The 22,982-nt window shown below is 63.7% G+C and carries 20 protein-coding genes and 1 tRNA gene; 4 read left to right on the top strand and 17 right to left on the bottom strand.

What is annotated here, in order from left to right; translation table 11 throughout:
* The first annotated feature begins 43 nt into the window (after positions 1 to 43).
* On the top strand, positions 44 to 967 hold the full coding sequence (locus CAL18_RS01590; protein WP_141217733.1) for a LysR family transcriptional regulator: 924 nt from the start codon (positions 44 to 46) through the stop codon (positions 965 to 967).
* Here the strand turns inward: CAL18_RS01590 and CAL18_RS01585 are convergent.
* From CAL18_RS01585 to CAL18_RS01565, 5 genes are all read right to left on the bottom strand, one after another.
* Positions 947 to 2,272: an amidase gene (locus CAL18_RS01585; protein WP_231494557.1), complete on the bottom strand. Its 1,326-nt coding sequence runs from the start codon at positions 2,270 to 2,272 to the stop codon at positions 947 to 949. The two genes, CAL18_RS01590 and CAL18_RS01585, sit on opposite strands and share 21 nt — an antisense overlap.
* 59 nt (positions 2,273 to 2,331) lie before the next feature.
* Positions 2,332 to 2,511, bottom strand: a complete 180-nt coding sequence (locus CAL18_RS01580) for a hypothetical protein (protein WP_141217732.1) — start codon at positions 2,509 to 2,511, stop codon at positions 2,332 to 2,334.
* Positions 2,512 to 2,552: 41 nt separating this feature from the next.
* Positions 2,553 to 3,524 (bottom strand): tripartite tricarboxylate transporter substrate binding protein, encoded by a 972-nt coding sequence (locus tag CAL18_RS01575; RefSeq protein ID WP_094817208.1) that lies wholly within the window; start codon positions 3,522 to 3,524, stop codon positions 2,553 to 2,555.
* Between the two features lie 199 nt (positions 3,525 to 3,723).
* Positions 3,724 to 4,599, bottom strand: coding sequence for a MurR/RpiR family transcriptional regulator (locus CAL18_RS01570; protein ID WP_026639335.1), 876 nt, complete (start codon positions 4,597 to 4,599; stop codon positions 3,724 to 3,726).
* Between the two features lie 27 nt (positions 4,600 to 4,626).
* Positions 4,627 to 5,967: an aspartate aminotransferase family protein gene (locus CAL18_RS01565; protein ID WP_094817207.1), complete on the bottom strand. Its 1,341-nt coding sequence runs from the start codon at positions 5,965 to 5,967 to the stop codon at positions 4,627 to 4,629.
* Positions 5,968 to 6,103: 136 nt separating this feature from the next.
* Between CAL18_RS01565 and CAL18_RS01560 the strand changes: the two genes are divergently transcribed.
* From CAL18_RS01560 to CAL18_RS01550, 3 genes are all read left to right on the top strand, one after another.
* Entirely contained in the window at positions 6,104 to 6,922 is an 819-nt protein-coding gene (locus CAL18_RS01560; RefSeq protein WP_170940268.1) for a carbon-nitrogen hydrolase family protein, read from the top strand.
* 64 nt (positions 6,923 to 6,986) lie between these two features.
* Complete coding sequence (locus CAL18_RS01555; RefSeq protein WP_094817205.1) at positions 6,987 to 8,006, top strand: Bug family tripartite tricarboxylate transporter substrate binding protein; 1,020 nt, start codon at positions 6,987 to 6,989, stop codon at positions 8,004 to 8,006.
* A complete protein-coding gene (locus tag CAL18_RS01550) occupies positions 8,003 to 9,502 on the top strand; it encodes a M81 family metallopeptidase (RefSeq protein ID WP_094817204.1) in 1,500 nt (499 codons plus the stop codon). Before CAL18_RS01555 ends, CAL18_RS01550 begins: the two co-directional genes overlap by 4 nt.
* Positions 9,503 to 9,627: 125 nt before the next feature.
* Here the strand turns inward: CAL18_RS01550 and CAL18_RS01545 are convergent.
* The 12 genes from CAL18_RS01545 to CAL18_RS01490 form a co-directional block, all read right to left on the bottom strand.
* Positions 9,628 to 9,718 (bottom strand) — tRNA-Ser (locus tag CAL18_RS01545).
* Between the two features lie 323 nt (positions 9,719 to 10,041).
* Positions 10,042 to 11,598: a SpoVR family protein gene (locus tag CAL18_RS01540; protein WP_026639340.1), complete on the bottom strand. Its 1,557-nt coding sequence runs from the start codon at positions 11,596 to 11,598 to the stop codon at positions 10,042 to 10,044.
* Positions 11,595 to 12,854 (bottom strand): YeaH/YhbH family protein, encoded by a 1,260-nt coding sequence (locus tag CAL18_RS01535; protein ID WP_026639341.1) that lies wholly within the window; start codon positions 12,852 to 12,854, stop codon positions 11,595 to 11,597. Before CAL18_RS01535 ends, CAL18_RS01540 begins: the two co-directional genes overlap by 4 nt.
* Positions 12,855 to 12,866: 12 nt before the next feature.
* Positions 12,867 to 14,792 carry a PrkA family serine protein kinase gene (locus CAL18_RS01530; RefSeq protein WP_170940267.1) on the bottom strand — a complete coding sequence of 642 codons (1,926 nt, stop codon included), beginning with the start codon at positions 14,790 to 14,792 and terminating at the stop codon, positions 12,867 to 12,869.
* Between the two features lie 376 nt (positions 14,793 to 15,168).
* Positions 15,169 to 15,783: a riboflavin synthase gene (locus CAL18_RS01525; protein WP_026639343.1), complete on the bottom strand. Its 615-nt coding sequence runs from the start codon at positions 15,781 to 15,783 to the stop codon at positions 15,169 to 15,171.
* A 35-nt stretch (positions 15,784 to 15,818) separates the two neighbouring features.
* Positions 15,819 to 16,961, bottom strand: coding sequence for a bifunctional diaminohydroxyphosphoribosylaminopyrimidine deaminase/5-amino-6-(5-phosphoribosylamino)uracil reductase RibD (ribD, locus tag CAL18_RS01520; protein ID WP_432759126.1), 1,143 nt, complete (start codon positions 16,959 to 16,961; stop codon positions 15,819 to 15,821).
* A gap of 80 nt (positions 16,962 to 17,041) precedes the next feature.
* Complete coding sequence (locus CAL18_RS01515) at positions 17,042 to 17,365, bottom strand: NIPSNAP family protein (protein ID WP_026639345.1); 324 nt, start codon at positions 17,363 to 17,365, stop codon at positions 17,042 to 17,044.
* 66 nt (positions 17,366 to 17,431) lie between these two features.
* Complete coding sequence (locus CAL18_RS01510) at positions 17,432 to 18,403, bottom strand: tripartite tricarboxylate transporter substrate binding protein (RefSeq protein WP_094795844.1); 972 nt, start codon at positions 18,401 to 18,403, stop codon at positions 17,432 to 17,434.
* A gap of 163 nt (positions 18,404 to 18,566) precedes the next feature.
* A complete protein-coding gene (locus CAL18_RS01505; RefSeq protein ID WP_249278365.1) occupies positions 18,567 to 19,508 on the bottom strand; it encodes a helix-turn-helix domain-containing protein in 942 nt (313 codons plus the stop codon).
* Between the two features lie 21 nt (positions 19,509 to 19,529).
* Entirely contained in the window at positions 19,530 to 20,027 is a 498-nt protein-coding gene (gene nrdR, locus CAL18_RS01500; protein WP_026639348.1) for a transcriptional regulator NrdR, read from the bottom strand.
* Positions 20,028 to 20,141: 114 nt separating this feature from the next.
* Complete coding sequence (gene glyA / locus CAL18_RS01495; protein WP_094817234.1) at positions 20,142 to 21,389, bottom strand: serine hydroxymethyltransferase; 1,248 nt, start codon at positions 21,387 to 21,389, stop codon at positions 20,142 to 20,144.
* Positions 21,390 to 22,303: 914 nt separating this feature from the next.
* Positions 22,304 to 22,957: a YbhB/YbcL family Raf kinase inhibitor-like protein gene (locus CAL18_RS01490; protein WP_094817202.1), complete on the bottom strand. Its 654-nt coding sequence runs from the start codon at positions 22,955 to 22,957 to the stop codon at positions 22,304 to 22,306.
* Positions 22,958 to 22,982 lie beyond the last annotated feature (25 nt).

The following is a 22,982-nucleotide window of genomic DNA, read 5'->3' as shown; positions in this document are numbered from 1 at the left end:
GCTGTACGATCCATCGAAATCCAGATAGCATGGCGGTCTCTGCGTGCTTGCACCCATCCAGATGGACCTGAAACAGCTGCGCCAGTTTGTTGTTCTCAGTGAAACGCTCAACATCAGCCTGGCCGCTCAGAAGCTTTTTTTAGGGCAGCCAGCGCTGTCCGTGTCGCTCCGAAAACTTGAAGAAGAATGGGGCTGCCAATTGTTCGAGCGCACTCCGCGCGGCATGCGGCTTACCATGGCGGGCTCCGCGGCGCTGGAAGATGCCCGGCGGGCCCTCATGCATGCCCATCAGGCTCGCGACAAGGCACGGCTGGTTGCCACCGGCCAAGCCGGCACGCTCAAATTGGGGTTCATCGGTTCGGCAATGAGCACCATATTGCCAAGACTATTAGCCTGGTTCTGCCTGCGGCACCCCCAGATCCGTCTTGAACCGCTGGAACACACGAATTCCATCATCGTGGAACGCGTCAAGAGCGGAGACATCGATATCGGCGTCGTCCGGTTGCCCATCGGCGATCATCCAGACCTAAGCATCGCCCACTTGCAAGATGACTGGCTGGAAGTGGTCATGCCCCGCAATCATCCTTTGGCGTCGCGGCAACAGGTCACCCTGTGCGAGGTCGCAGGGTATCCGTTCATTCAATATACGGGCGAAGTGCATGGCGGCCTGTCCCACATCATCGAGGGTCTCTTCCAGGCCGAAGGCCACATGCCCAATGTGACGCACAAAGCGGTGCAGGTCCAGTCGGTCGTGGGGCTTGTGGACGCCGGGCTGGGTCTGGGCATCGTGCCAAACTCCCTGGCTTCGCGGCTGCCCGACTCGCTGGTCCTGCGGCCGCTCGCTGGCGACCACGCCCCAAAAACAAGCTTGGGCTTGATCATGCCAGCGACCTCATCCACTCCGGCTTGCGAGTTGTTTTACACAGCCGCCATGGACTGGAAAACGTCAACCCTGCAAGTCCGGTAAGGCCTGCCGCTCCCAGCCGCTCAGGCGCTCGATGGCACGAGCCACCCGCAGCACCGTCGCCTCGTCGAAATAGCGGCCCACCACCTGCACCGCCAAAGGCAGGCCTTGCGCGGACAACCCCACAGGCACGGTGACCGTCGGATGCCCGGTCACATTGAAGAGGTAGGTTTGCACGGGCCAGAAGCGAAAATACGGCGTCGGCTCAAAGGGTGGCGCCACATCGAGCGTCACAGCGGTAAGCAGCACGTCCACGTGCTCCAGGACGCTGTTTACGTCGGCGGCCAACTGCCGCCTCACCCGCATGGCAGTCAAGTAATCTTCGGAACTGATTGCGGCCCCGAGCACGAAGCGGGGCAATGTCAGTTCACCGTAGTCGTCCGGACGCTCGCGGATCCAGTCCCGATGTACCGAAAAAATCTCGGCGCTGTTGATCACGCGCCCGCATGCCAGAAATACGGCGGGATCGGGCAAAGTGATTTCGCTCACAACGGCGCCGGCCTCCTCGAGCTGGATTTCCGTATTGGACATCGCGTCGAGAAACGCGGCAGAGGCAAGTGGCGAATTCTGAAAGGTATGCCGGGGCACGCCGACTCGAAGCTTCTCGACCCCCTGCTCCAGGTCGCTCGTATAGTCGGCGACCGGCACGGGCGCACTGGAGGGGTCGCGCGCGTCATGCCCCGCCAGCACCTGCAGCGTCAGGGCGGCATCTTCGACGCTGCGCGTGAGCGGGCCACAATGGTCTAGCGTCCAGGATAGGGGAAAGACGCCATACTTGGAAACACGGCCATAAGTGGGCTTCAGCCCGACGGCGCCGCACCAGGCGGCGGGAACCCCGATAGACCCCCCGGTGCAGGTTCCCAGCGCAATCCGGGTGTAGCCGGCCGCGATCGCGGCCCCTGAGCCAGACGACGACCCCCCCGGGATGCGGCTCAGGTCCCAGGGGTTGCGCGCGGGCGGGAAAGGCAGGTCAAAGCTCGGCCCGCCCAATGCAAACTCATGGGTGGCGAGCTTGCCAAGTAACACGGCGCCGGCGTCGCGCAGCTTTTGCACCGGGCCCGAATCATCTTCGGCTACGTGGTCCAGCCGCAGTTTGGAATGACAGGTCGTGGGTTGGCCGACAACGTCGTATAGGTCTTTAACCGCAACCGGAATACCATGCAGCGGCGAACGGACGCGGCCGTCCGCGAGCTCGGCATCGGCCTGGCGGGCTGCCGCCAGCGCGCCGGCCGCATCCACACGTATGAAAGCGCAAGTGCGCGCGTTGGTGGCGGCGATGCGGGCCAGCAGCGCTTGAGTCAATGCCACCGACGTTTTGAGTCCGCTACGCAGATGTTCGGCTTGCCGACGAATGGAAGTGTCGGTGCTCACGGCAGGCCCCCCGGCGCGATAACCGTCATGATGTGAGAACGCGCGCTCGAATCAAGCCGCTGTTCCAGCAAGTTCATCTGGTCTCGCAATAGGCGGTACTCTGCCAGTACCAGTTCAAGCCGCTCATCGGGAACCTTGATCCTGTTCCGGGCGAGTATCTCGAGCAACTGCTGCATATCGCCGCCAGTGGAAACGGATGCCTCCGACATGGCAAGCCTCACAGTTGCTCGATGTCGGCGTCCTGCACGACGCGCTTCCACTTTTCGACATCACGCGCAATGAACGCCTGGGTGTCCTCGGCGCTTTGCCAGATGGTCAGGTTGCCGAGTCCCGCAAACCTGGCGCGGATGGGCTCGCTTTCGAGAATGGCCTTCATTTCCGCGTTCAACGTATCGATGATCGCGCGCGGGGTGCCTTTGGGGGCCAACAGCACGGTCCAGGCGGCCTCATGAAATCCGGAAAGCATTTGCGGACTTTGCTCTGCCAAAGTAACCCACTCGGGAGCCAAAGGCGAACGCTCGCGGGTGGCAATGCCGATCCCCTGGACACGCTTTGCGTCTACATGCTGCCGGCCACTGGACATCTCATCGAAGGCAATATCGACCTGCTCGCCAATGAGCGCATTCATCGCCGGCCCGGCGCCTTGAAAAGGAACATGCACCATCTTCAGGCCCGTGGCCAGACTGAATACCTCCATGGCCATGTGCGACGAGGTGCCGTTGCCCGGGCTGCCGTATGTCAATTCTTGCGGCCGGCTCTTGGCCACCCGAACCAACTCTTCTACGCTGGATACCTCCAGACCGGGGCGACTGATCAATATGAGCGGCCCTTCGTTAATGGTGCTGATGGCCTCGAAGTCGTTCACGATGTCGTAGCCGACGTCTTTATAGAGCGCCGCGCCGATGGTCTGCGCGGTGGTGCCGATCAGAAGCGTATAGCCATCGGCTTTGGACCGGGCCACGTAGCGGGATCCCACATTGCCGGCGGCGCCGGAACGATTCTCAACGACCACGCTCACCTTCAGGCGCTCGCTGAGTTCCTTGCCGATCAGACGGCCGACAAAGTCGGTGGCCCCGCCAGGCGGAAAGGGCACCACGAGTGAAATGGGTTTATCTGGCCACGCCGCTTGGGCGATGCAGGAAACGCTGCATAGCAGACCGGCCAGCAAGGAACTCAGAAGATTCTTCATGATTGCCCGCACCTTTTTTAAGAAGAATGAAAAACGGAAAGACGGCGGGGGTGTGGCTTGTATGGCAAGCGCCGTCGTCGCAAGCAACTATACGAAGCGTGCGACGACATTGACTAATACCGTTTGGCAATGGCGATATTGACGGCATCAATAGCCAGGCATTCAGGCCTCATGCAGCATGACATCGGCCCGCGGCCGCCTATGCCTGGTCTTTCAAATACACGGCGAATTTCCGCAGCTGCACTTCGCTTTCTTCGATTTCCTGCAAACTGGCGCGCCCGCCCCGGGCGACCAGCAGGGCGACCAGCGTCTGCGCCACGGACAACGCGGGCACTACCGACGGGAACAACGACGGCGTCGCGTTGGCCACCACGATCAACGCGGCGGCCCGCGCCGCGATCGGCGACACGACGCTGTCGGTGACGCTGACCACGCGCAGGCCGCGCCCGCGTGCGAACCGCACGGCAGATACCGCGTCGCGCGCATAGGGCTCGTAACTGAACACCAACAGCGCATCGTCGGGCCCCGCGCGACGCAGATCGTCGGCGAACGTGCCCGCGATCCCGGACAACAGCGTCGTGTTGTGCTTGAACAGGCCGCAGGCATAGTTGAAGTAGAAAGCGGCTGGAAAAAGACTGCGCAAGCCCGCCACATAGATGTGCCGGGCCCCGGCCAGAACGTCGGCTGCCGCCCGGATGGCGTCTAGCCCTGCCGGGTCCAACAGCGATTGCAGATTGCCGCTGTCGGCATGCACAAGTTCGCGCACCAGGCTTTCCGTTTTGTCGCGCGCGCCGCGCTGCTGCAGCGCCGTGGCGCGCTGCGAGAACGAGCCGGCCCCATTGGCCAGCCAATTGCGGTAAACCGTGCGCAGCGCCTCGTAGCCGTCGAACCCCAGGTGCCGCGCCAAACGGTGCATGGCGCTGGACTGCAGGCCGGCCTCGGCGGCCGCGGTACGCATGGAGTGCAGCGCGATAGCCTGGGGATTGTCGATGACGTAGCGGGCCGCGCGTTGCAGAGTGGGTGGCAGCGCGTCATACTGTTTTTCGATGAGTTTATCGACCGCGCTCTTGTTCATCGACGTTCCTGTGTTGATGCCGGGCGCCTATTTTACGGTTGGCATCGCGGCGATCGCGGCGTCGATCGATACGCCCAGCAGTTCGACCGCGGCGTCCAGTTCGGCCCTGTTGGTCACGTAGGACGGAGCCAGCAGCACGTGGTCGCCGCGTTCGCCGTCTATTGTTCCGCCGCCGGGATAGCACAGCAACCCCCGCGCCAGGGCCTCTTGCTTGATGCGCGCGTGCAGTTGCAGCGCGGCATCGAACGGCGTGTCGGGCTCGCGCCGGGCCACCAGCTCGATGGCCTGGAACAGGCCGCGCCCCCGAATGTCGCCCACGTGGGGGTGCTCGGCGAAGCGCGCCCGCAATTGTGCGTGCAGATAAGCGCCCAGCTGGTCCGACTGCTGCACCAACCCGTCGCGCGCCACGATGCGCTGCACGGCCAAGGCGGCGGCGCACGCGACCGGGTGGCCTACATACGTATGGCCGTGCTGGAAGGCGCCCGACCCCGCGACAATGGCGTCCACCACCCGGTCGTGCGCCATCACGGCCGCGATGGGCTGATAGCCCCCGCCCAGTCCCTTGGCCAGGCATAGCAAGTCGGGCACCACGTCTTCGCGCTCGAACGCATGATAGGCCCCGGTGCGGCCCAGGCCCGACATGACTTCGTCCAGGATCAGCAGCACGCCATAGCGGTCGCACACGGCGCGGATCTTGCGGAAGTACCGGGGCACCGCGCATACCGCGCCGGCCGTGGCCCCCACCACGGTTTCCGCGATGAAAGCACTGACCGTCTGCGGCCCGAGCGCCAGGATCTTCTGTTCCAGTTCGTCGGCCAGCCGCGTGCCGTAGGCCTCGTCGGACTCGCCGGGGTGGCGGTAGTGCCGCGCGAAGCAAGGCGAAACATGGTGGCTGTCAGGTAGCAGGGGCTGGTACAGCGCGCGCCGTCCGCGGTGGCCGCCGATCGCCAGCGCCCCCAGCGTATTGCCGTGATAGCTCTGCATACGGGCGATGTTGTGGCGCCGGCCCGGTTCGCCGCGCTCGACGTGATATTGCCGCGCCATCTTCAACGCCGTTTCCACGGCCTCGGAACCACTGGACAGGAAGTAGACGTGCCCAAGGCCGGCCGGCGAACGCCGCGCCAGCAGATCGGCCAGCTGCTCGGCGGGCTCGGACGTAAAAAAGCTGGTGTGCGCGTATTCCAGCTTGCGCATCTGGTCGACCACCGCCTCGATCACTTCGGGATGGCCGTGCCCCAGGCACGACACCGCCGCCCCTCCCGAGCCGTCGTAGTAGCGCCGCCCGGCCTGATCGAACAGGAAACTGCCCTCGCCTCGCAAGGCGGTGGCGGGGGGCTTGCGGGGGTTGCGGTGAAAGATATGCGTCATGGTGAATGGTGCCCGGGCCGGTTGACTCGAGCCCCCTAAAAATGGATCATATGATTCATACTATCAGAAAATGGATCGTTTGATCACTTGTCGGACGCGCCCGGCCAGTGTGCTGACCCGCCACCGGAACATGGTCATGAAAATTGCCTGCATACAGATGCGCAGCACCGAAAACCTGCAGCAGAACCTGGCCAAGGCAAGCGCCTATGTAGCGCAGGCCGCCGGCCAAGGCGCCGAACTGGCGGTGCTGCCGGAATTCTTCAATACCATCTTCTTCGCCCAGTACCAGGATCCCAAATACCACGCGCTGGCCGAACGCGATGACGGCCCCAGCATTACCGCCATGCGCGAGGCCGCGCAACGGCACGGCATCGCGGTCGTGGCCACGCTTTACGAACAGGTCGAGGCGGGGCTGTACTTCGATACCGCCATGCACATCGACCCCGCCGGCGAAATCATCTTCAAATATCGCAAGGTCCATCCCGCCGCCGTGCGCAGCCTGGAAAAGATCTACTTCCGCTATGGCACGCGCTTCGACACGTACCGGCTGGACGACTGGCGCGTGGGCATCGGTATCTGCTATGACATGGGTTTTCCCGAGACCGCCCGTTGCCTGGCTGCCAATGGCGCCGAACTGCTGATCGCGCCGTACGCCACGTCGCGCACCCACATGTTCCAGGAGGTACTGCGCACCCGCGCCTTCGAAAACGGCTGCTTCCTCGTTGCCGCCAATAAGGTTGGACGCGAAGGCGACTGGCACATGGGCGGTGGCAGCCTGATCGCGGCGCCGGACGGCACGGTGCTCAAAAGCGCCAACACCACCGAAGATGCCTTGCTGCTGGCCGATATCGACCAGGCCCAAGTCGAGCAAGCCCGCATCGCCTATCCGTCGCGGCGCGACCGACGGCCCGATCTTTACGGACCGCTGGTGCGCGAAGCGGATGCGAACCTATAACAGACATCCGGACGTTTTCCGACGCCTTTTTCAGGCGACATTCACAGACAAGGGGTTGACCACCATGCAGAAGCAAGTCCGTTCTGGCCCCGGCGCCGCGCGCCGCCAGGCCCTGAAATTCCTGGCCTGGCCAGCCGCCGCCGTGGCGGCGCTGGCGCTGGGCGCGCAGCCCGCCTACGCCGCCGACAATTGGCCCACCAAGCCCATCGTGCTGATCGTGCCTTTTGCCGCCGGCGGCACCACCGACCTGCTGGCCCGCCTGGTGGCCGACGGTCTATCCAAGGGCCTGAAGCAGAACGTCGTCGTCGAGAATAAGCCCGGCGCGGGCGCCAACATCGGCGCAGCCGAAGTGGCGCGCGCCGCGCCCGACGGCTACACGCTGCTGATGGGCACGCCCGGGCCTCTGGCCATCAACCCGTATGTGTATTCGCAGATGCCGTTCGATCCGGCCAAAGACTTCACGGCGGTATCCTATGTGGCCGATGTGCCGAACGTCATCCTGGCCAATCCAGCAACGGGCCTGAAAAACATTTCCGACCTGCTGGCTCGCGCCAAGGAGCAGCCCGGACAGCTGAACTGGGGCTCGCCTGGCGTAGGCAGCACCGGCCATATCCAACTGGAACTGCTCAAGCAACTGTCGGGCGTAGACATCGCGCACGTGCCGTACAAGGGCGCGTCTCAGGCGTCGGCCGACCTGATCGCAGGCCACATCGAACTGGCAGGCGACAACGTGCCCACCGCCCTGGCGAACATCCGAGCCGGCAAACTGGTGGCCCTGGGCGTAGCGAGCAATGACGAACTGGAAGTGCTGCCAGGTGTGCGGCCGGTACGCGAAGCCGTACCGGGTTATCTCCTGCCCTCCTGGTTCGTCATCGTGGCGCCGGCGGGTACGCCCCAGCCCGTCGTCGACAAGATCAGCGGCGTGATCGACGCCTTCGAGAAAGAGCCCGCCACCATCGAGAAATTCCGCGCACTGGGCGCCGTGCCGGTGGGCGGCCCCGCCGAACGCCTGGCCAAGCACCTGAAGGCCGAGCAGGCGCGCTACGGCGACGTGCTCAAGAACATCCAAGGAACTTCCAAATGACGCGCAAACGACTGGCCGTGGCACGCCTGTGGTTCGAAGGCAATGCGTTCGGGCCGGTGCCCGCAGGGATGCCGCAATTCGAGCAATACGAATGGCAGGCCGGCCCCGCCGTACTTGATGCCATGCGCGGCACCGCTACTGAACTGGGTGCCGTGGCCCGTTTCGCGGATACGCATCCCGAATGGGAAGTCGTGGTGCTGCGCTGCGCCGCCGCGCTGCCGGCTGGCCCCATCGACGAAGCCGTGATGCAGCGTTACATGCATGAAGTGCGGGCCGGCCTGCAGGCCGGCATTGTCCAGGGCGGCTGGGATGCGGTCTATCTGTCGTTGCATGGCGCCGCCATCACCGACCAGCGCGAAACCCCCGAACTGGACATCGCCCGGATGGTGCGCGAACTGCTGCCCAGCGTGCCGCTGGGCGCCAGCTTCGACCTGCACGGCAATATGCCCCCGGCCTGGGCCGACGTACTCGACATAGCCTCCGTGTATCGCACGCACCCGCATATCGACATGGATGAAGCGGCCGATCGTGTGCTCGACGGCCTGGTGCGCTGCGCAACCCGGGGCTTGCGCACCCGACGCGTGCTGCTGAATGAAGGCGTGGTCCTGCCCAGCATCAATATGCGCACCGCCCCCGGCGGCCCGATGCATGTGCTGGAGCAGGCCGCCCGCGACGCCACGGTAGGGCCCGTGATCGACGTGTCGGTATTCGGCGGCTTTCCCTATTCGGATACCGCGGCCACCGGCGCATCGGTATTCGCGGTCAGCGATGCCGGGGCCGACCCCGACGGCCGGGCGGCGGAGGCGGCCGCCCGCCAGGTGATGAACCGCATCCACGAACTGGCCGAGGCATTCCGCATGCGGCTGCCGTCAGCCAGCGAGGCCCTGAGCGCGGCGCTTGCCAACTCCAAGCCTGGCTTGATTGCGGTCACGGATTCGGGTGACAACCCGCTGTCGGGCGGCGGCGGCGACACGCCAGGATTGTTCCAGGCCCTGATCGACGCAATGCCGCAGGTGCCCACCCTGTTCGCCAGCTTTGCCGATCCGGATACCGTACAGGCCGCGCACCGGGCCGGCGTGGGCCGGCCCGTACAGGCCACGCTGGGTGGACGCAATGGCCCCCACTTTGGCGCGGGCGTTCCTGTGCGTGCTGTCGTGGAACGCCTGACGGACGGCGTGTTTATCAATACCGGCCCCATGCAAACCGGCGTGGAACGGCGCTGCGGCCCGAGCGCGGTGCTGCGCATCGAGGGCTTGCCGTCGCTGCGCGTCATCGTAACCGAACGCGTGGTCGCGGCCGACGACCCCGCCTTCTATACCTTGCATGGCATCGATCCGGCAGATCTGCGGCTACTGTGCGTCAAGGCAAAAAACCATTTCCGCGCCGCGTTCGCGCAGCGCTGCGCGGAAATCATCGATTGCGATGCACCCGGGCCGGCCTGCCTGGACTTATCCAAGCTGCCGTTCAAGCATCGCCATATCTCGGCGGGATACTGATGTGCACGGCGCAGGACTAAGCCCAATCAGAACGCCTTTATCGAGGGACCACTATAGACTATAAGCCCTTGATTTTTCACGAAAAATAAAAAAGGCCCTTGATTTTCAAGGGCCTTTTTAAACTCTGGCGGACAGAGGGGGATTCGAACCCCCGATACGCTATGAACGTATACACGCTTTCCAGGCGTGCGCCTTCAACCACTCGGCCACCTGTCCTACATAAGCCGGCCTCGACAGCCGGACCAGCCGGGCGAAGCCGCAAATGCGAATCCGCGATTCTAGCAGAATGACGAGCGGCTGGCATAAGGGGCCAGCGGGGCGAGCATATAGGGACAGATGGATCGGCAAGGTCGCGGGGCGGGCGCCGCTCTTGTTGAAGGGTGTCTGACTCCTTGGGAAGGGTGTCTGACACCTTCGGAGTCAGACACCGGGGGCATCATGCCGGCCGGTGCGACACCCGAGCTGCGCGGCCCGAGCTGCACGGCCCGACCCGCGCGGCCCGACCTGCCCTGCCCGACCTTCGCAGCCCGCTACGGCTCTTACGAGGGGGTGTTGGTCGGGTTGACTTCGCGGTATGCCAGCACGCTGCCGTCGGGCGCGGTTTCTTCCAGGCGGACCTTGAAGCCCCACAGCCGGCCCAGGTGTTTCATGACCTGCTCGGCGTCTTCGCTGGCCAGCGGCCGGCCGCGGGTTTGCAGGTGGCGCAGCACCAGCGAACGATCGGACTCGCGGCGATAGCGAACGACCTGGATGTCGGGCACCTGGTTGTCGCGGTTGTGCTGCGCGGCCAGCAGTTTACGGATTTCGCGATAGCCGTCGTCGTCGTGGATGGCGGCCACTTCCAGATAGGGGTCGGCCTCGTGGTCGGCGATGGCAAAGAACCGGAACTCGCGTATCAGCCGCGGCGACAGGTACTGCGAGATGAACGACTCATCCTTGAAGTTGCGCATGGCGAAATCGAGCGTCTTTACCCAGTCGGCCCCCGCAATGTCGGGAAACCAGCTACGGTCTTCGGGCGTTGGGGATTCGCAGATGCGACGGATGTCCTGCATCATCGCAAAGCCGAGCGCGTACGGGTTGATGCCGCCATAGCCCTGTTCGTCGAAGCCGCGCTGGCTGACGACGTTGGTGTGGCTTTGCAGGAATTCCATCATGAACCCGTCGGTGACCAGGCCTTTTTCGTGCAGGCGGTTCAGCAGGGTGTAGTGCCAGAAGGTGGCCCACCCTTCGTTCATGACTTTGGTCTGCCCTTGCGGATAGAAGTACTGCGAGATCTTGCGCACGATGCGCACCAGCTCTTTCTGCCACGGCTCGAGCTTGGGCGAGTGCTTCTCGATGAAATACAGCAGGTTTTCTTCAGGCTCGGGCGGGAAGGCCGTGCGCCGCTTTTCTTCGGCCGGATCGGGCTCGGTGCGCGGCAGGGTGCGCCACAAGTCGTTGTACTGCAGGCGCGCATGTTCTTCGCGCTCTGCCTGGCGCTGGGCTTCTTCCTTGTACGAAATGGGAGCCGGACGCTTGTACCTGTCTACCCCGTGCGGCGCCAGCGCGTGGCACGAATCCAGCACTGCCTCGACCGCGTCGATGCCATACCGGCTTTCGCAGTCCATTACGTACTTGCGGGCGAACACCAGGTAATCCAGGATGCTGTCGGCGTCGGTCCACTGGCGAAACAGGTAGTTGCCCTTGAAGAAAGAGTTGTGGCCATAGCAGGCGTGTGCGATCACCAGCGCCTGCATGGCCATGGAATTTTCTTCCATCAAATAGGCGATGCAGGGGTTGGAGTTGATGACGATCTCGTACGCCAGGCCCTGCATGCCGCGCCGGTAGAACTGTTCGTTGCGGATGAATTCCTTGCCGTACGACCAATGCGGATAGCCCAGAGGCAGGCCTGCGGATGCGTAGGCATCAAGCATCTGCTCGGACGTAATGACTTCGATCTGGTTCGGGTAGGTGTCCAGCCCGAACTCCCCCGCCACTTGTGAAATGGCTTCGTCATAGCGCTGGATCAGTTCGAACGTCCACTCGGAACCTTCGGAGATGGGCCGGGCACGCCCAAGAGCCTCCAGCTCGGCACGAGAGCCCACGATGGCGTTCATGCTGTTTCCTTTTTGAACAGATCATGGAACACGGGGTAGATTTCGCCGCGCTCATGAATGCGTCGCATCGCGAAATGCGGCGCAGATTCCTGCTCGTACTCGGCCCACAGGCTGCTTTTGCGGGCCTCTTGCGAGTCGGGGACTTCGATGTACGCAAAGTAGCGGGTTGCCGGCAACAGCTTTTCGGCCAGGAACCGGGCGCTCTTGCCGGCGTCGGCGCCAAATGAATCACCGTCGCTTGCCTGCGCGGCGTACACGTTCCAGGCGCCGGGCGGATAGCGCTCAAGCATGATCTCGTTCATGAGTTCCAGCGCCGACAGCACGATGGTGCCCCCGCTTTTCGGGTCGTAGAAGAACGTGTGTTCGTCCACCTCTTCGGCGTTGTCGGTGTGGCGGATGAACACCACGTCCACGTGTTCGTATTTGCGCGACAGGAACAAGTACAGCAGCGTGAAAAAGCGCTTGGCCAGGTCTTTCTTGCCTTCGTCCATGGACCCCGACACGTCCATCAGGCAGAACATGACCGCGCGCGCCATGGGCATGGCAACGGACACGCGGTTGCGATAGCGCAGGTCCAGGTCGTCAAGGAAAGGCAGGCGCGCCAGACGGTTGGTGCAGTCTTCAACCGCTTTGCGCAGCGCGTCGATTTCGTCTTGCGGCGCGCCGGCGGCAATGGCTGCATCCAGCTTGCCCTGCGCTGCCTCGAGTTCGGCGCGCGCGGCCACGCCCAGCGCCACGCGCCGCGACAGCGATGCCTTAAGGGTACGGCTGACGCTCAACAGGCTGGGTGACCCGGTGGTGGTGTAGCCGGCTCGCTGCCATTTTTTCTGGGTGACGTCGCCCAGCTGGGTGCGGATCAGGTGCGGCAGTTCCAGGTCTTCGAAGAACAGGTTCAGGAACTCCGCGCGCGACAGGCTGAAGGTGAACTGGTCGACCGATTCGCCTTCGCCGGGCTCGCTGCCGCCCTGCCCCTGCCCGCCGGATGGCCGCTGGAAGGTGTCGCCCTTGGCGAACTCGCGGTTGCCCGGGTGCACGAGTTCGCGGTCGCCGCCGGGGCCGTGGCGGAAATGCGGCTCGGAAATATCGCGCGCGGGCAGGTTGATTTCCCCGCCCTGGTCCATGTCTTCGATGGACCGCTCGCGCACCAGATCCTGTACGGCCCGCCGGATCTGGTTTTTGTATCGCCTGAGAAATCGCTCGCGGTTGACCGCGCTTTTATTGCGGCCGTTCAGGCGCCGATCGATGAGTGAATTCATGATTCACCTCGCTCAGGATGACTTCCTTACGCGCAGGTACCATTCGCACAGCAGGCGTACCTGCTTTTCGGTATACCCCTTTTCCACCATGCGGTCGACAAAGCTCTGGTGTTTGCTCTTGTCTTCTGCGGAAGCCTTGGCGTTGAAGGATATGACAGGCAACAGGTCTTCGGTGTTCGAGAACATTTTCTTCTCGATCACTTCGCGCAGCTTTTCGTAGCTGGTCCAGTTGGGGTTGCGGCCGGCGTTGTTGGCGCGGGCGCGCAGCACGAAGTTGACGATCTCGTTGCGGAAGTCTTTGGGGTTGGCGATGCCGGCGGGCTTCTCGATTTTCTCGAGCTCGTCGTTCAGCGCGCTGCGATCGAAACTTTCTCCGGTTTCGGGGTCGCGGAATTCTTCGTCCTGTATCCAGCAATCGGCAAACGTGACGTACCGGTCGAAGATGTTCTGCCCGTACTCGGAATACGATTCCAGGTAGGCGGTCTGGATTTCCTTGCCGATGAACTCGGCATACCGCGGCGCCAGGTAGCCCTTGATGAAATCCAGGTAGCGGCGCCGGATTTCTTCAGGGTAGTCTTCGCGGGCGATGCGCTGTTCAAGCACGTACATCAGGTGCACCGGGTTGGCGGCCACTTCAGTCTGGTCATGGTTGAACACGCTGGACAGGATCTTGTAGGCAAAGCGCGTGGATACGCCCGTCATGCCTTCGTCGGTGCCCGCGTAGTCTTTGTATTCTTGCAAGGCCTTGGCCTTGGGGTCGACGTCTTTGAGCGACTCGCCGTCGTACACGCGCAGCTTGGAATAAATGCTGGAGTTCTCGGGCTCTTTCAGGCGCGTCAGCACCGAGAATTGCGCCATCATTTCCAGGGTGCCCGGCGCGCAAGGCGCCGTGGCCAGCGAGCTGTTGCGCAGCAGCTTTTTGTAGATCTCGACCTCTTCGGTTATCTGCAGGCAGTACGGCACCTTGACGATATAAATGCGGTCAAGGAAGGCCTCGTTGTGCTTGTTGTTGCGGAAGGTCTGCCATTCGGATTCGTTCGAGTGCGCCAGGATGATGCCGTTGAACGGAATAGCGGAAAAACCCTCGGTGCCCTTGAAGTTGCCTTCTTGCGTGGCCGTCAGCAAGGGATGCAGCATCTTGATGGGCGCCTTGAACATCTCGACAAATTCCAGCAGCCCCTGGTTGGCCAGGCACAGGCCGCCCGAGTAGCTATAGGCGTCGGGGTCGTCTTGCGAGTGGCGGTCCAGCTTGCGGATGTCGACCTTGCCAACCAGCGACGAGATGTCCTGGTTGTTTTCGTCGCCCGGCTCGGTCTTGGCGATGCCTATCTGCCGCAATACCGACGGATTCAGGCGCACCACGCGAAACTTCGATATATCGCCTTCGAATTCCTTCAGGCGCTTCACGGCCCACGGCGACATGATGCCGCTGAGATACCGGCGCGGAATGCCGTATTCTTTTTCGAGCGTATTGCCGAACCGGTCGGGATGGAACAGCCCCAGCGGCGATTCATTTACCGGCGAGCCTTTGAGCGCATAGATGGGGTAGGCTTCCATCAGCGCCTTCAGCCGCTCGGCAATCGACGACTTGCCGCCGCCTACCGGCCCCAACAGATACAGGATCTGCTTGCGCTCTTCCAGGCCCTGCGCAGCATGCTTGAAGAAAGCCACGATCTGGTCGATGACTTCTTCCAGGCCGAAGAATTCTTTGAACGCGGGGTAGCGACGCACGATCCGGTTGGAGAACAGCCTGGACAGCCGTGGATCGTTGCGGGAGTCGACCAGTTCGGGTTCGCCTATCGCCGCCAGCATGCGTTCTGCCGGGCTGGCATAGGCCATGGGGTCTTCTCTGGCCAGAGCCAGGTATTCCTCGAGGGAAAGTTCGGTTTCCTGGTCTTTCGCGTACAGCGACTTGAAGCCTTCGACGATGTTTTGCACGGATAACCTCCTACAACGCATGGCCTGGTCGGTTAAAAAGTCCGTTGCCCCATTGTGTGCCTGAACGCATGATGTAGCCAGACTTTCTGGTTATGGGGTCATGCACATCATCTTGATATGTTGCTTTCGCCACACACCACAGCTAGGGCTGACGAGCTTCTTATCGGTTAGGCTACCCTACATCGAAACAGTTCCGCGAATCTGGAAAGATTCATTCCAACACGTTTCGACATACGGGCGCCTTGCCACGCTTGAGTCGTACCGTAGCAAGCGGCGGGCCCGTTGCGCCGCTTTGGCAGCGCACACTTGCAAGCGCTAGCAGCCGACCGGCATACTAGTTGTGATCGTAGGCCGGCTGCCGCGCAGAAAATGACAATCAGCGAGGCAACGACATCATGCGCGCGACGTATCGCGCAATGGTGTCCACCTCGAGGTTGACGCGATCGCCCGGCTGCACGGCACGCAACGTGGTAACGGCCTGCGTATGCGGGATGATGTTGATGCTGATCTCGCACCCTTCGGCTGTATCGGCCACCCGGTTCACCGTAAGGCTGATGCCATTGACGGTGATGGAACCCTTATAGGCCAGGTATCGCGCCAGCGACGTGGGCGCGCGAATGACCAGTTCGCGCGATTCGCCCGCCGTATCGAACCGCAGCACTTCGCCCAGCCCATCGACGTGGCCCGATACCAGGTGGCCGCCGATCTGGTCGCCCACCCGCAGCGACTTTTCCAGATTGACTTCACCCTGGCTATCCAGGCCCGTGGTCAGATTCAGGCTTTCCCGCGACACGTCGACCTGGAAAACCTGGCCCTGCATCGCCACGACCGTCATGCAGGCGCCCTGCACGGCAATGGAATCGCCGATACGCACATCGGCCAGATCGAGCTCGCCCGCATCGATGTGCAGGCGGACGCCGCCCGCTGCATTGTCTGCCAGCGGTTCGACGCGGACGATGCGGCCTACCGCCGCTACCAGTCCAGTAAACATGGATCAGTCTCCTGCTGTAAATGTGTCTGAAGGGATCAGCGGCACACTGTCTGGCGTTGCAACGCTTGCCAGCGGGCCGGATCACGCGCGCGCAGGCGCAAATCGGGGCCTATGCGCGCCAGGTCGGTGAATTCAAAGCGCCGGGCGCTATCCAGATGTTCGATCAGCGGCAGCCGCAACATGGCGGCGGCATCGCCCAGCAACACCGGCGCCAGGTACACCAGCAGCTCGTCGACGCACCCGGTGGACACGAGCGCGCCGCCCAGGCCCGCGCCGGCCTCGACATGCACCTCGTTGAAATCGTGTTCGCCCAGCCAGCGCATCATGGCGGGCAAGTCGACGCGGCCGGTGTGGGCATCAGGCAGGGCAACCACGCGCACGTTGCGCCGAGCCAGGCGCGCCGCCTTGGCGGCATCGGGCTGCGCCGTGAAAATAATGACATCGCCCCCGTCGAACAGGCGCGCGTCTTCGGCAATGGCAAAACGGCCGTCCACTACGGCACGCGGCGGCTGCCGCGAGGTGGCGACGCTGCGCACGTTCAGTTGCGGATTGTCTTTCTGCACCGTGCCCATGCCGGTCAGCACAACGCAGCTGCGCGCGCGCCACGCATGGCCATCGGCCCGCGCCGCTTCGCCGGTAATCCACTGTGAAACGCCGTTGTGCAAAGCGCTGCGGCCGTCCAGCGACGTGGCCATCTTGACCCACGTCCATGGCGTGCCCCGGCTCATGCGGGCCACGAAGCCGGCGTTGATTTCCAGCGCCTCGTCGTGGCAGACGCCCGTGCTGACCACGATGCCGGCCTCGCGCAGCCGCGCCAGGCCGCGGCCGCCCACCTGCGGGTTGGGATCGCCCATCGCCACCACGACGCGCGCCGGCCGCGCCGCAATGACGGCATCGGCACAAGGCGGCGTACGGCCATGATGGCTGCAGGGCTCGAGCGTGACATACATCGTGGCGCCCTTTACCGATTCGCCGCGCGCCTGGGCATCGCGCAGCGCGCAGACTTCGGCGTGCGGGCCGCCGGGCGGCTGTGTGGCGCCCTCGCCCAGTATCCGCCCGTCGCGCACGATCACGCACCCCACGCGCGGATTGGGCGTGGTGGATGTCATCACGGTGCGGGCCAGCGCCAGGGCGCGCCGCATCCAGATCAGGTCGTCGGGGTCGGAAAAATCGATCACGCCTGAGATTGTATGCTCCGCCGCAAGAGCAGGCGGCCGTCGGGCTGCCGGGCTGGCCGCCGCAGCCCGGCGGCCCGGTCTCAGGAACCTGGCTTGAAGAACGGCACCGGCACCATCAGCTGATTGCGCTGCGCCACCAGATACCCCGCTTCACTGCTGCGGGCCAGGTAGGCAGCCCATTCGGGGTCGGCCTGCAACGCCATGCGCTTGCGCGCCCGATCCGCGGCGTCTTCATACACCCAGATATGTACGTAGCTGTTGACGTCGCCCGTTTCGGTCTGCATATACGCCAGTGGTTCGCCCAGGTGGCGGCGTTGCACCGCATAGCCGTATTCGGCGTACAACGCCAAGTGCTTTTTGATCTTGCCGGGCTGGCATGTATAGGTTCTGACGTCGTAAAGCATGAAATCTCCAGAGCGAACATAAGAAGGCGGGGAACCGGCCGCCGAGGGCGGCCAGCCAGCGCCGGATCAGTTGGGCGAAGCGCCGGACGCCACGACCAGGGCCCGCCAGCGGTCCACTTCCTGCGCCACGTAAGGGGTGAAGGCGGCATGGCCGTCGCCGACGGGGTCGGCGCCCAGGCCCTTGAGCCTGGCCTGCACCGCAGGGGCGGACACGCTCTCCACAATCGCGGCAGACAGGCGTTCCACGGCGGACTGGGGCGTGCCCGCACGCACGAACAGCCCGAACCAGGACCGCGCCGTCATCTTGTCAAAGGGCGTCTCGGCAAAGGCGGGCACGTCGGGCAGCGCCGCGTGGCGCTGTTGGCCGGTGACGGCAACCGGCTTGAGACGGCCGGCCTGCACATGCGCCAGCACTTCTGGCAGATTGGCGAACATGAACTGCACCTGGCCTCCGACCAGGTCGTTCAGCGCCAGCGCGCCGCCCTTGTACGGCACATGCGTGGCGCTGGCCTGCGACAATGCGTTGAATTGCGCGCCGGCCAGGTGCGCCGCCGTGCCCGTGCCGCCGGACGCATAGGCCAGGCGGTCGCCGTGCTTGCGCAGGTAGGCCGACATATCCTGCGCAGTAGTGGCAGGCACCTGGGGGTTGACTACCAGCAGCAGCGGCACGGACGCCAGGTTGGACAGGCCGACGAAATCCCTGGTCAGGCTGTAGTCCAGGTCGCGGTACAGGGTAGCGTTGATGGCGTGGCTGGACGTGGCCATCAACAGCGTGTACCCATCGGCATCCGCCCGGGCCGCGGCGCTGGCGCCGATATTGCCATTGGCGCCGGCACGGTTCTCGACGATGACGGGCTGGCCCAGCTTCGCCGCCATTTCCTGTGCCACGGTGCGCGCAATGACATCCGTGGCGCCGCCTGCGGCGAACGGAACAATGATCCGCACGGGGCGATCGGGGAAAGCGGCCGCCGCCGCGCAGCCGAAGGTAAGCGCCGCGGCAAGCGCAGGACGCAACAGATGGGCGAAAAGGGGTTTCATGCTCTTGTCTCCTGGGGCGGCCCGTCGAGCGGGGCGCATCGTTCGTATCTCGAGATGCCGGTTGCCGGATGCGGCCGCAGCCTCTCGCGTGCTGCACACTTTATGCAGGAACGGCCCGATACCGTTAGGACGAATCAGAGCTTGAGTTGCACTTTTCCGTCGCTCAGGCCCGCAAGTCGCGGGTATCAGCGCGGAACTGCCCCGGCGTGAGCGCCGTATGCTTCTTGAAGAAACGGGCGAAATACGCCGGGTCTTCGAAATTGAGCTGGAAGGCGATCTCGGCGATGCCCAGCTCGGTGTTGGCCAGCAAGCGCTTGGCCTCCAGCACCAGACGTTCGTGCACTACACGACTGGCGGTTCGGCCCGTGGTTCGTTTGACGGCGTCGTTCAACTGTCGCTCGCTGACCGCCAGTGCATCTGCGTAGTCGCAGATGCTGCGCAGGTCCAGGTAGTGTTCTTCGACCAGCAACGCAAACCGCCTGGCCAGGGGATAGCTACGCCCCGCCCGCAGCGCATGATCGTCCAGGGCATACAGGCGTCGCAGCCGCGTCAGCAGGATAAGCAGGTAAGAGCGCACGACGTCGTAGTATCCCGCCTGGCGCGTCTGCATTTCCTGCTCCATGGCCTGCAGCAAAGGCGCCATGTCGTCATGCTGCGGGGGGCTCAGGTACAGCACCGGCTGCCCCCCGGCCGGATGAAAGAACGGAAACTTGGCGATGTCATCGGCGCGCGGGAACATATGCGTAAAAAACGCGGTGCTGATATTCAGCACATAGCCTGCCGGAGGCACGGACGAACTCCACGCGTGCAACTGGCCCGGCCCCAGAAAAAACACCGATCGATCCCGCACGTCCAGGTGCTCAAAATCAACCATATGCGTGCCTTGGGCACGTGTCATCCAAAGGATGTGGTAGTAGGCGTGCCGGTGCGGAAATCCCCGCGGGATCTCGGGCCTTTCCTGCAGCCTGGCCAGGTCGAAATAGAACGACCCCACGCCCGCGAAGTCGGTCGATTCAAACGTGGGGAAATCCGCCGGACCCGGCCCGCGGCGCAGGCTGCCTGCGGGCGCGCCCGTCATGGCATCCTTGCGCGGCGCGGCCGTCATGATGTGCAGGCCGATAAGGCGCTAGCGCCGCCCTGCCTGATTATTTCCGCGCAGCTTGCCCGGCAGCATGGGGCCCTGCATTTCGCGGATGGCATCGACGAATTCGCCTATGTCTTCGAAGTTCTTGTACACCGAGGCGAATCGCACATATGCCACCTTGTCGAGCTTCTTGAGTTCGGCCATGACAAGTTCGCCGATGCGCTCGGTAGGCACTTCGCGCAGGCCGCTGGCCAGCAGGGTTTCTTCGATGCGGGCAACGACGTTGTCGACCTGCTCGGTGCTGACGGGGCGCTTGCGCAAGGCCAGCGACAGGCTGGCCCGCAGCTTGGCCGTGTCGTAGTCGCTTCGGCTGCCGTTGCGCTTGACCACCGAAGGCATGGCCAGTTCGATGCGTTCGTACGTGGTAAAGCGCTTGTCACAGGACAGGCAGCGGCGGCGACGCCGTATGGTATCGCCTTCTTCGGACACCCGGCTGTCTACCACCTGTGTGTCGGCGTTGCCGCAGAATGGGCATTTCATATTGCCGGCCCCCACTGAAATAGTTGGCGTATTGTAACGACGCCGGCCCAAAAGGGCCGGCGCGAAATGCATATACGCCAGTCGGCGGCACCCGGGCCGCCGCCCTGCCGACGATCAGCCGCCGTACACCGGCAGGCTGGCTGTCAGTTCGTTGACCCGGGCGCGCACGGCCGCGATGTTGGCCTCGTCGCGCGGGTTGTCCAGCACGTCGGCGATCAGGTTGGCGGTGAGCTCGGCCTCGGCTTCCGTGAAGCCGCGGGTGGTCATGGCCGGGGTGCCCAGCCGGATACCGCTGGTCACGAAGGGCTTTTCGGGGTCGTTGGGGATGGCGTTCTTGTTGACCGTGATGTGCGCCTGGCCCAGCACCGCCTCGGCTTCCTTGCCGGTAATGCCCTTGGGGCGCAGGTCGACCAGCATCACGTGGCTTTCGGTGCGGCCCGACACGATGCGCAGCCCGCGCTTGACCAGCGTGTCGGCCAGCACCTTGGCGTTCTTGACCACCTGCTGGGCGTACTGCTTGAACTCGGGCGACAGGGCTTCCTGGAAGGCCACGGCCTTGGCGGCGATGACATGCATCAGCGGGCCGCCCTGGATCCCGGGGAAGATGGCCGAATTGATGATCTTCTCGTATTCGGACTTCATCATGATGACCCCGCCGCGCGGGCCGCGCAGCGACTTGTGCGTGGTAGACGTGACGAAATCGGCATGGGGCACCGGGTTGGGGTAGGCGCCGCCCGCCACCAGGCCCGCGTAGTGCGCGATGTCTACCATCAGCAGCGCGCCGTTGTCGTGCGCGATGCGCGCCAGGCGTTCAAAATCGATATGCAGCGCGTACGCCGACGCGCCCGCCACGATGAGCTTGGGCTTGTGTTCCCGGGCCAGTTGCTCGACTTGGGCGTAGTCCAGCACTTCGTTGGCGTCCAGGCCGTACGAAACGAAGTTGTAAAGTTTGCCGGATGCGTTGACCGAGGCGCCGTGGGTCAGGTGGCCGCCTTCGGCCAGGCTCATGCCCAGCACGGTATCGCCCGGCTTCAGCACAGCCATGTATACGCCCTGATTGGCCTGCGAACCCGAATTGGGCTGCACGTTGGCGGCTTCGGCGCCAAACAGCTGCCTCAGGCGGTCGATGGCCAGTTGCTCGACCACGTCGACGTATTCGCAGCCGCCGTAGTAGCGCTTGCCGGGATAGCCTTCGGCATACTTGTTGGTCAGCTGGGTGCCCTGGGCCGCCATGACCGCGGGGCTGGCGTAGTTTTCGGAAGCGATCAGCTCGATATGCTGTTCCTGGCGCACTTCTTCTTTCTGGATGGCGGCCCAGACTTCGGGGTCCACCTGGGACAGGGTGAGTTTGCGGTCGAACATGACGGGGAGTTCCTGGAACGTAAAAGACGGAAAGCGGGGATGAGGAATGGGCAGTAGTTTACCGCGCCAGCGCCCCGCATCCCGCGCCATGACGCCGAAAATCAATCGAAAATCGCCCTTGGCCGCTCAAAAGGCGCGTATCTGCCTGCTACTCTGCAAGCAGGCTCAAGTCAGCGTGAGAAAGATTCATTTTGCCGGGCACGGGGTGTCAGGCACCTTCGGAGCCTGACACCTGGAATTCGCACAGCAAGCCAGGGTATTGCAGTGGTAGCAACACAGGTGTCTGGCTCCCGACAGGGTGCCAGACACCTACTGACGCCGGCTGCGGTGCGCGGGCGGTGTCAGGCGCCTTCGGAGCCTGACACCTGGAACTCGCACAGCAAGCCAGGGTATTGCAGTGGTGGCAACACCGGTGTCTGGCTCCCGACAGGGTGCCAGACATCTACTGACGCCGGCTGCCGTGCGCGGGCGATGCCGGGCGCCGTCGGAGCCTGACACCCGGAACTCGCACAGCAAGCCAGGGTATTGCAGTGGTGGCAACACCGGTGTCTGGCTCCCGACAGGGTGCCAGACATCTACTGACGCCGGCTGCTGTGCGCGGACGATGCCGGGCGCCGTCGGAGCCTGACACCTGGAACTCGCACAGCAAGCCAGGATATTGCAGCGGTAGCAACACCGGTGTCTGGCTCCCGACAGGGTGCCAGACACCTACTGGCGCCGACTGCTGTGCGCGCGGGCGATGTCAGGCGCCGTCGGAGCCTGACACCTGGAATTCGCACAGCAAGCCAGGGTATTGCAGTGGTAGCAACACCGGTGTCTGGCTCCCGACAGGGTGCCAGACACCTACTGGCGCCGGCTGCCGTGCGCGGGCGATGTCAGGCGCCTTCGGAGCCTGACACCCGGCGGATGGCGGGTCAGGCCGAGGTGCTGCCGATCTGCTTGGGGGCGAGATCGGGGTTGAGGGTGTAGATGCCGGTAAGACTTGCCTGGGCCAGCACATGGCCCTGCATGGCCTTGAGCACATCGTGGCCGTTGAAGTTGCCTTGCACGTCCAGGCGCGGCACGTCCAGGGCATAAAGAGTGAATACGTACCGGTGCGGCAGTTCGTCGTTCCAGGGCGGGCAAGGCCCGTCGTAGCCGAAGTAGTCGCCGCTCATGTCGCGGTCGGCGGCGAACCAGGTGGTGTAGTCGTTGATGCCCTGGCGCGCATCGCCGGGCGCCAGCGGCCCGCCCTTGCCCCGCGGCGTGATGCCATTGGAAAAAAAGCCCTCTTCGATTTCGCGACGGTCGGCCGGCAGGTCGATGAGCACCCAATGAAAGAAGTCGACGCGCGGCAGATCGGCCGGCACGGCGCGGCCTTCCTGGTTGACGTCGTCGGGCTTGGACGGCACGTCGGGATCGTGGCAGATCAGGGCGAACGACTGGGTGCCCTCGGGTACGTCGTCCCAGGAAAACTGCGGATTGAAGTTTTCCGCCAGTGCGACGTGCGACTGCGGGTCGATCTTGCCGAAAGCGTAGCGATCGGGAATCGATTCGTTATCGGAAAAAGACAGACTCGATAGTTTCATGTCGTGCTCCTGCGAAAACGTAGGC

The organism is Bordetella genomosp. 7 (assembly GCF_002261415.1).
Taxonomy (GTDB): Bacteria; Pseudomonadota; Gammaproteobacteria; order Burkholderiales; family Burkholderiaceae_B; genus Bordetella_A.
Note: the sequence above shows the minus strand (reverse complement) of the source record. Positions and strands in the feature narration are given on the sequence as shown.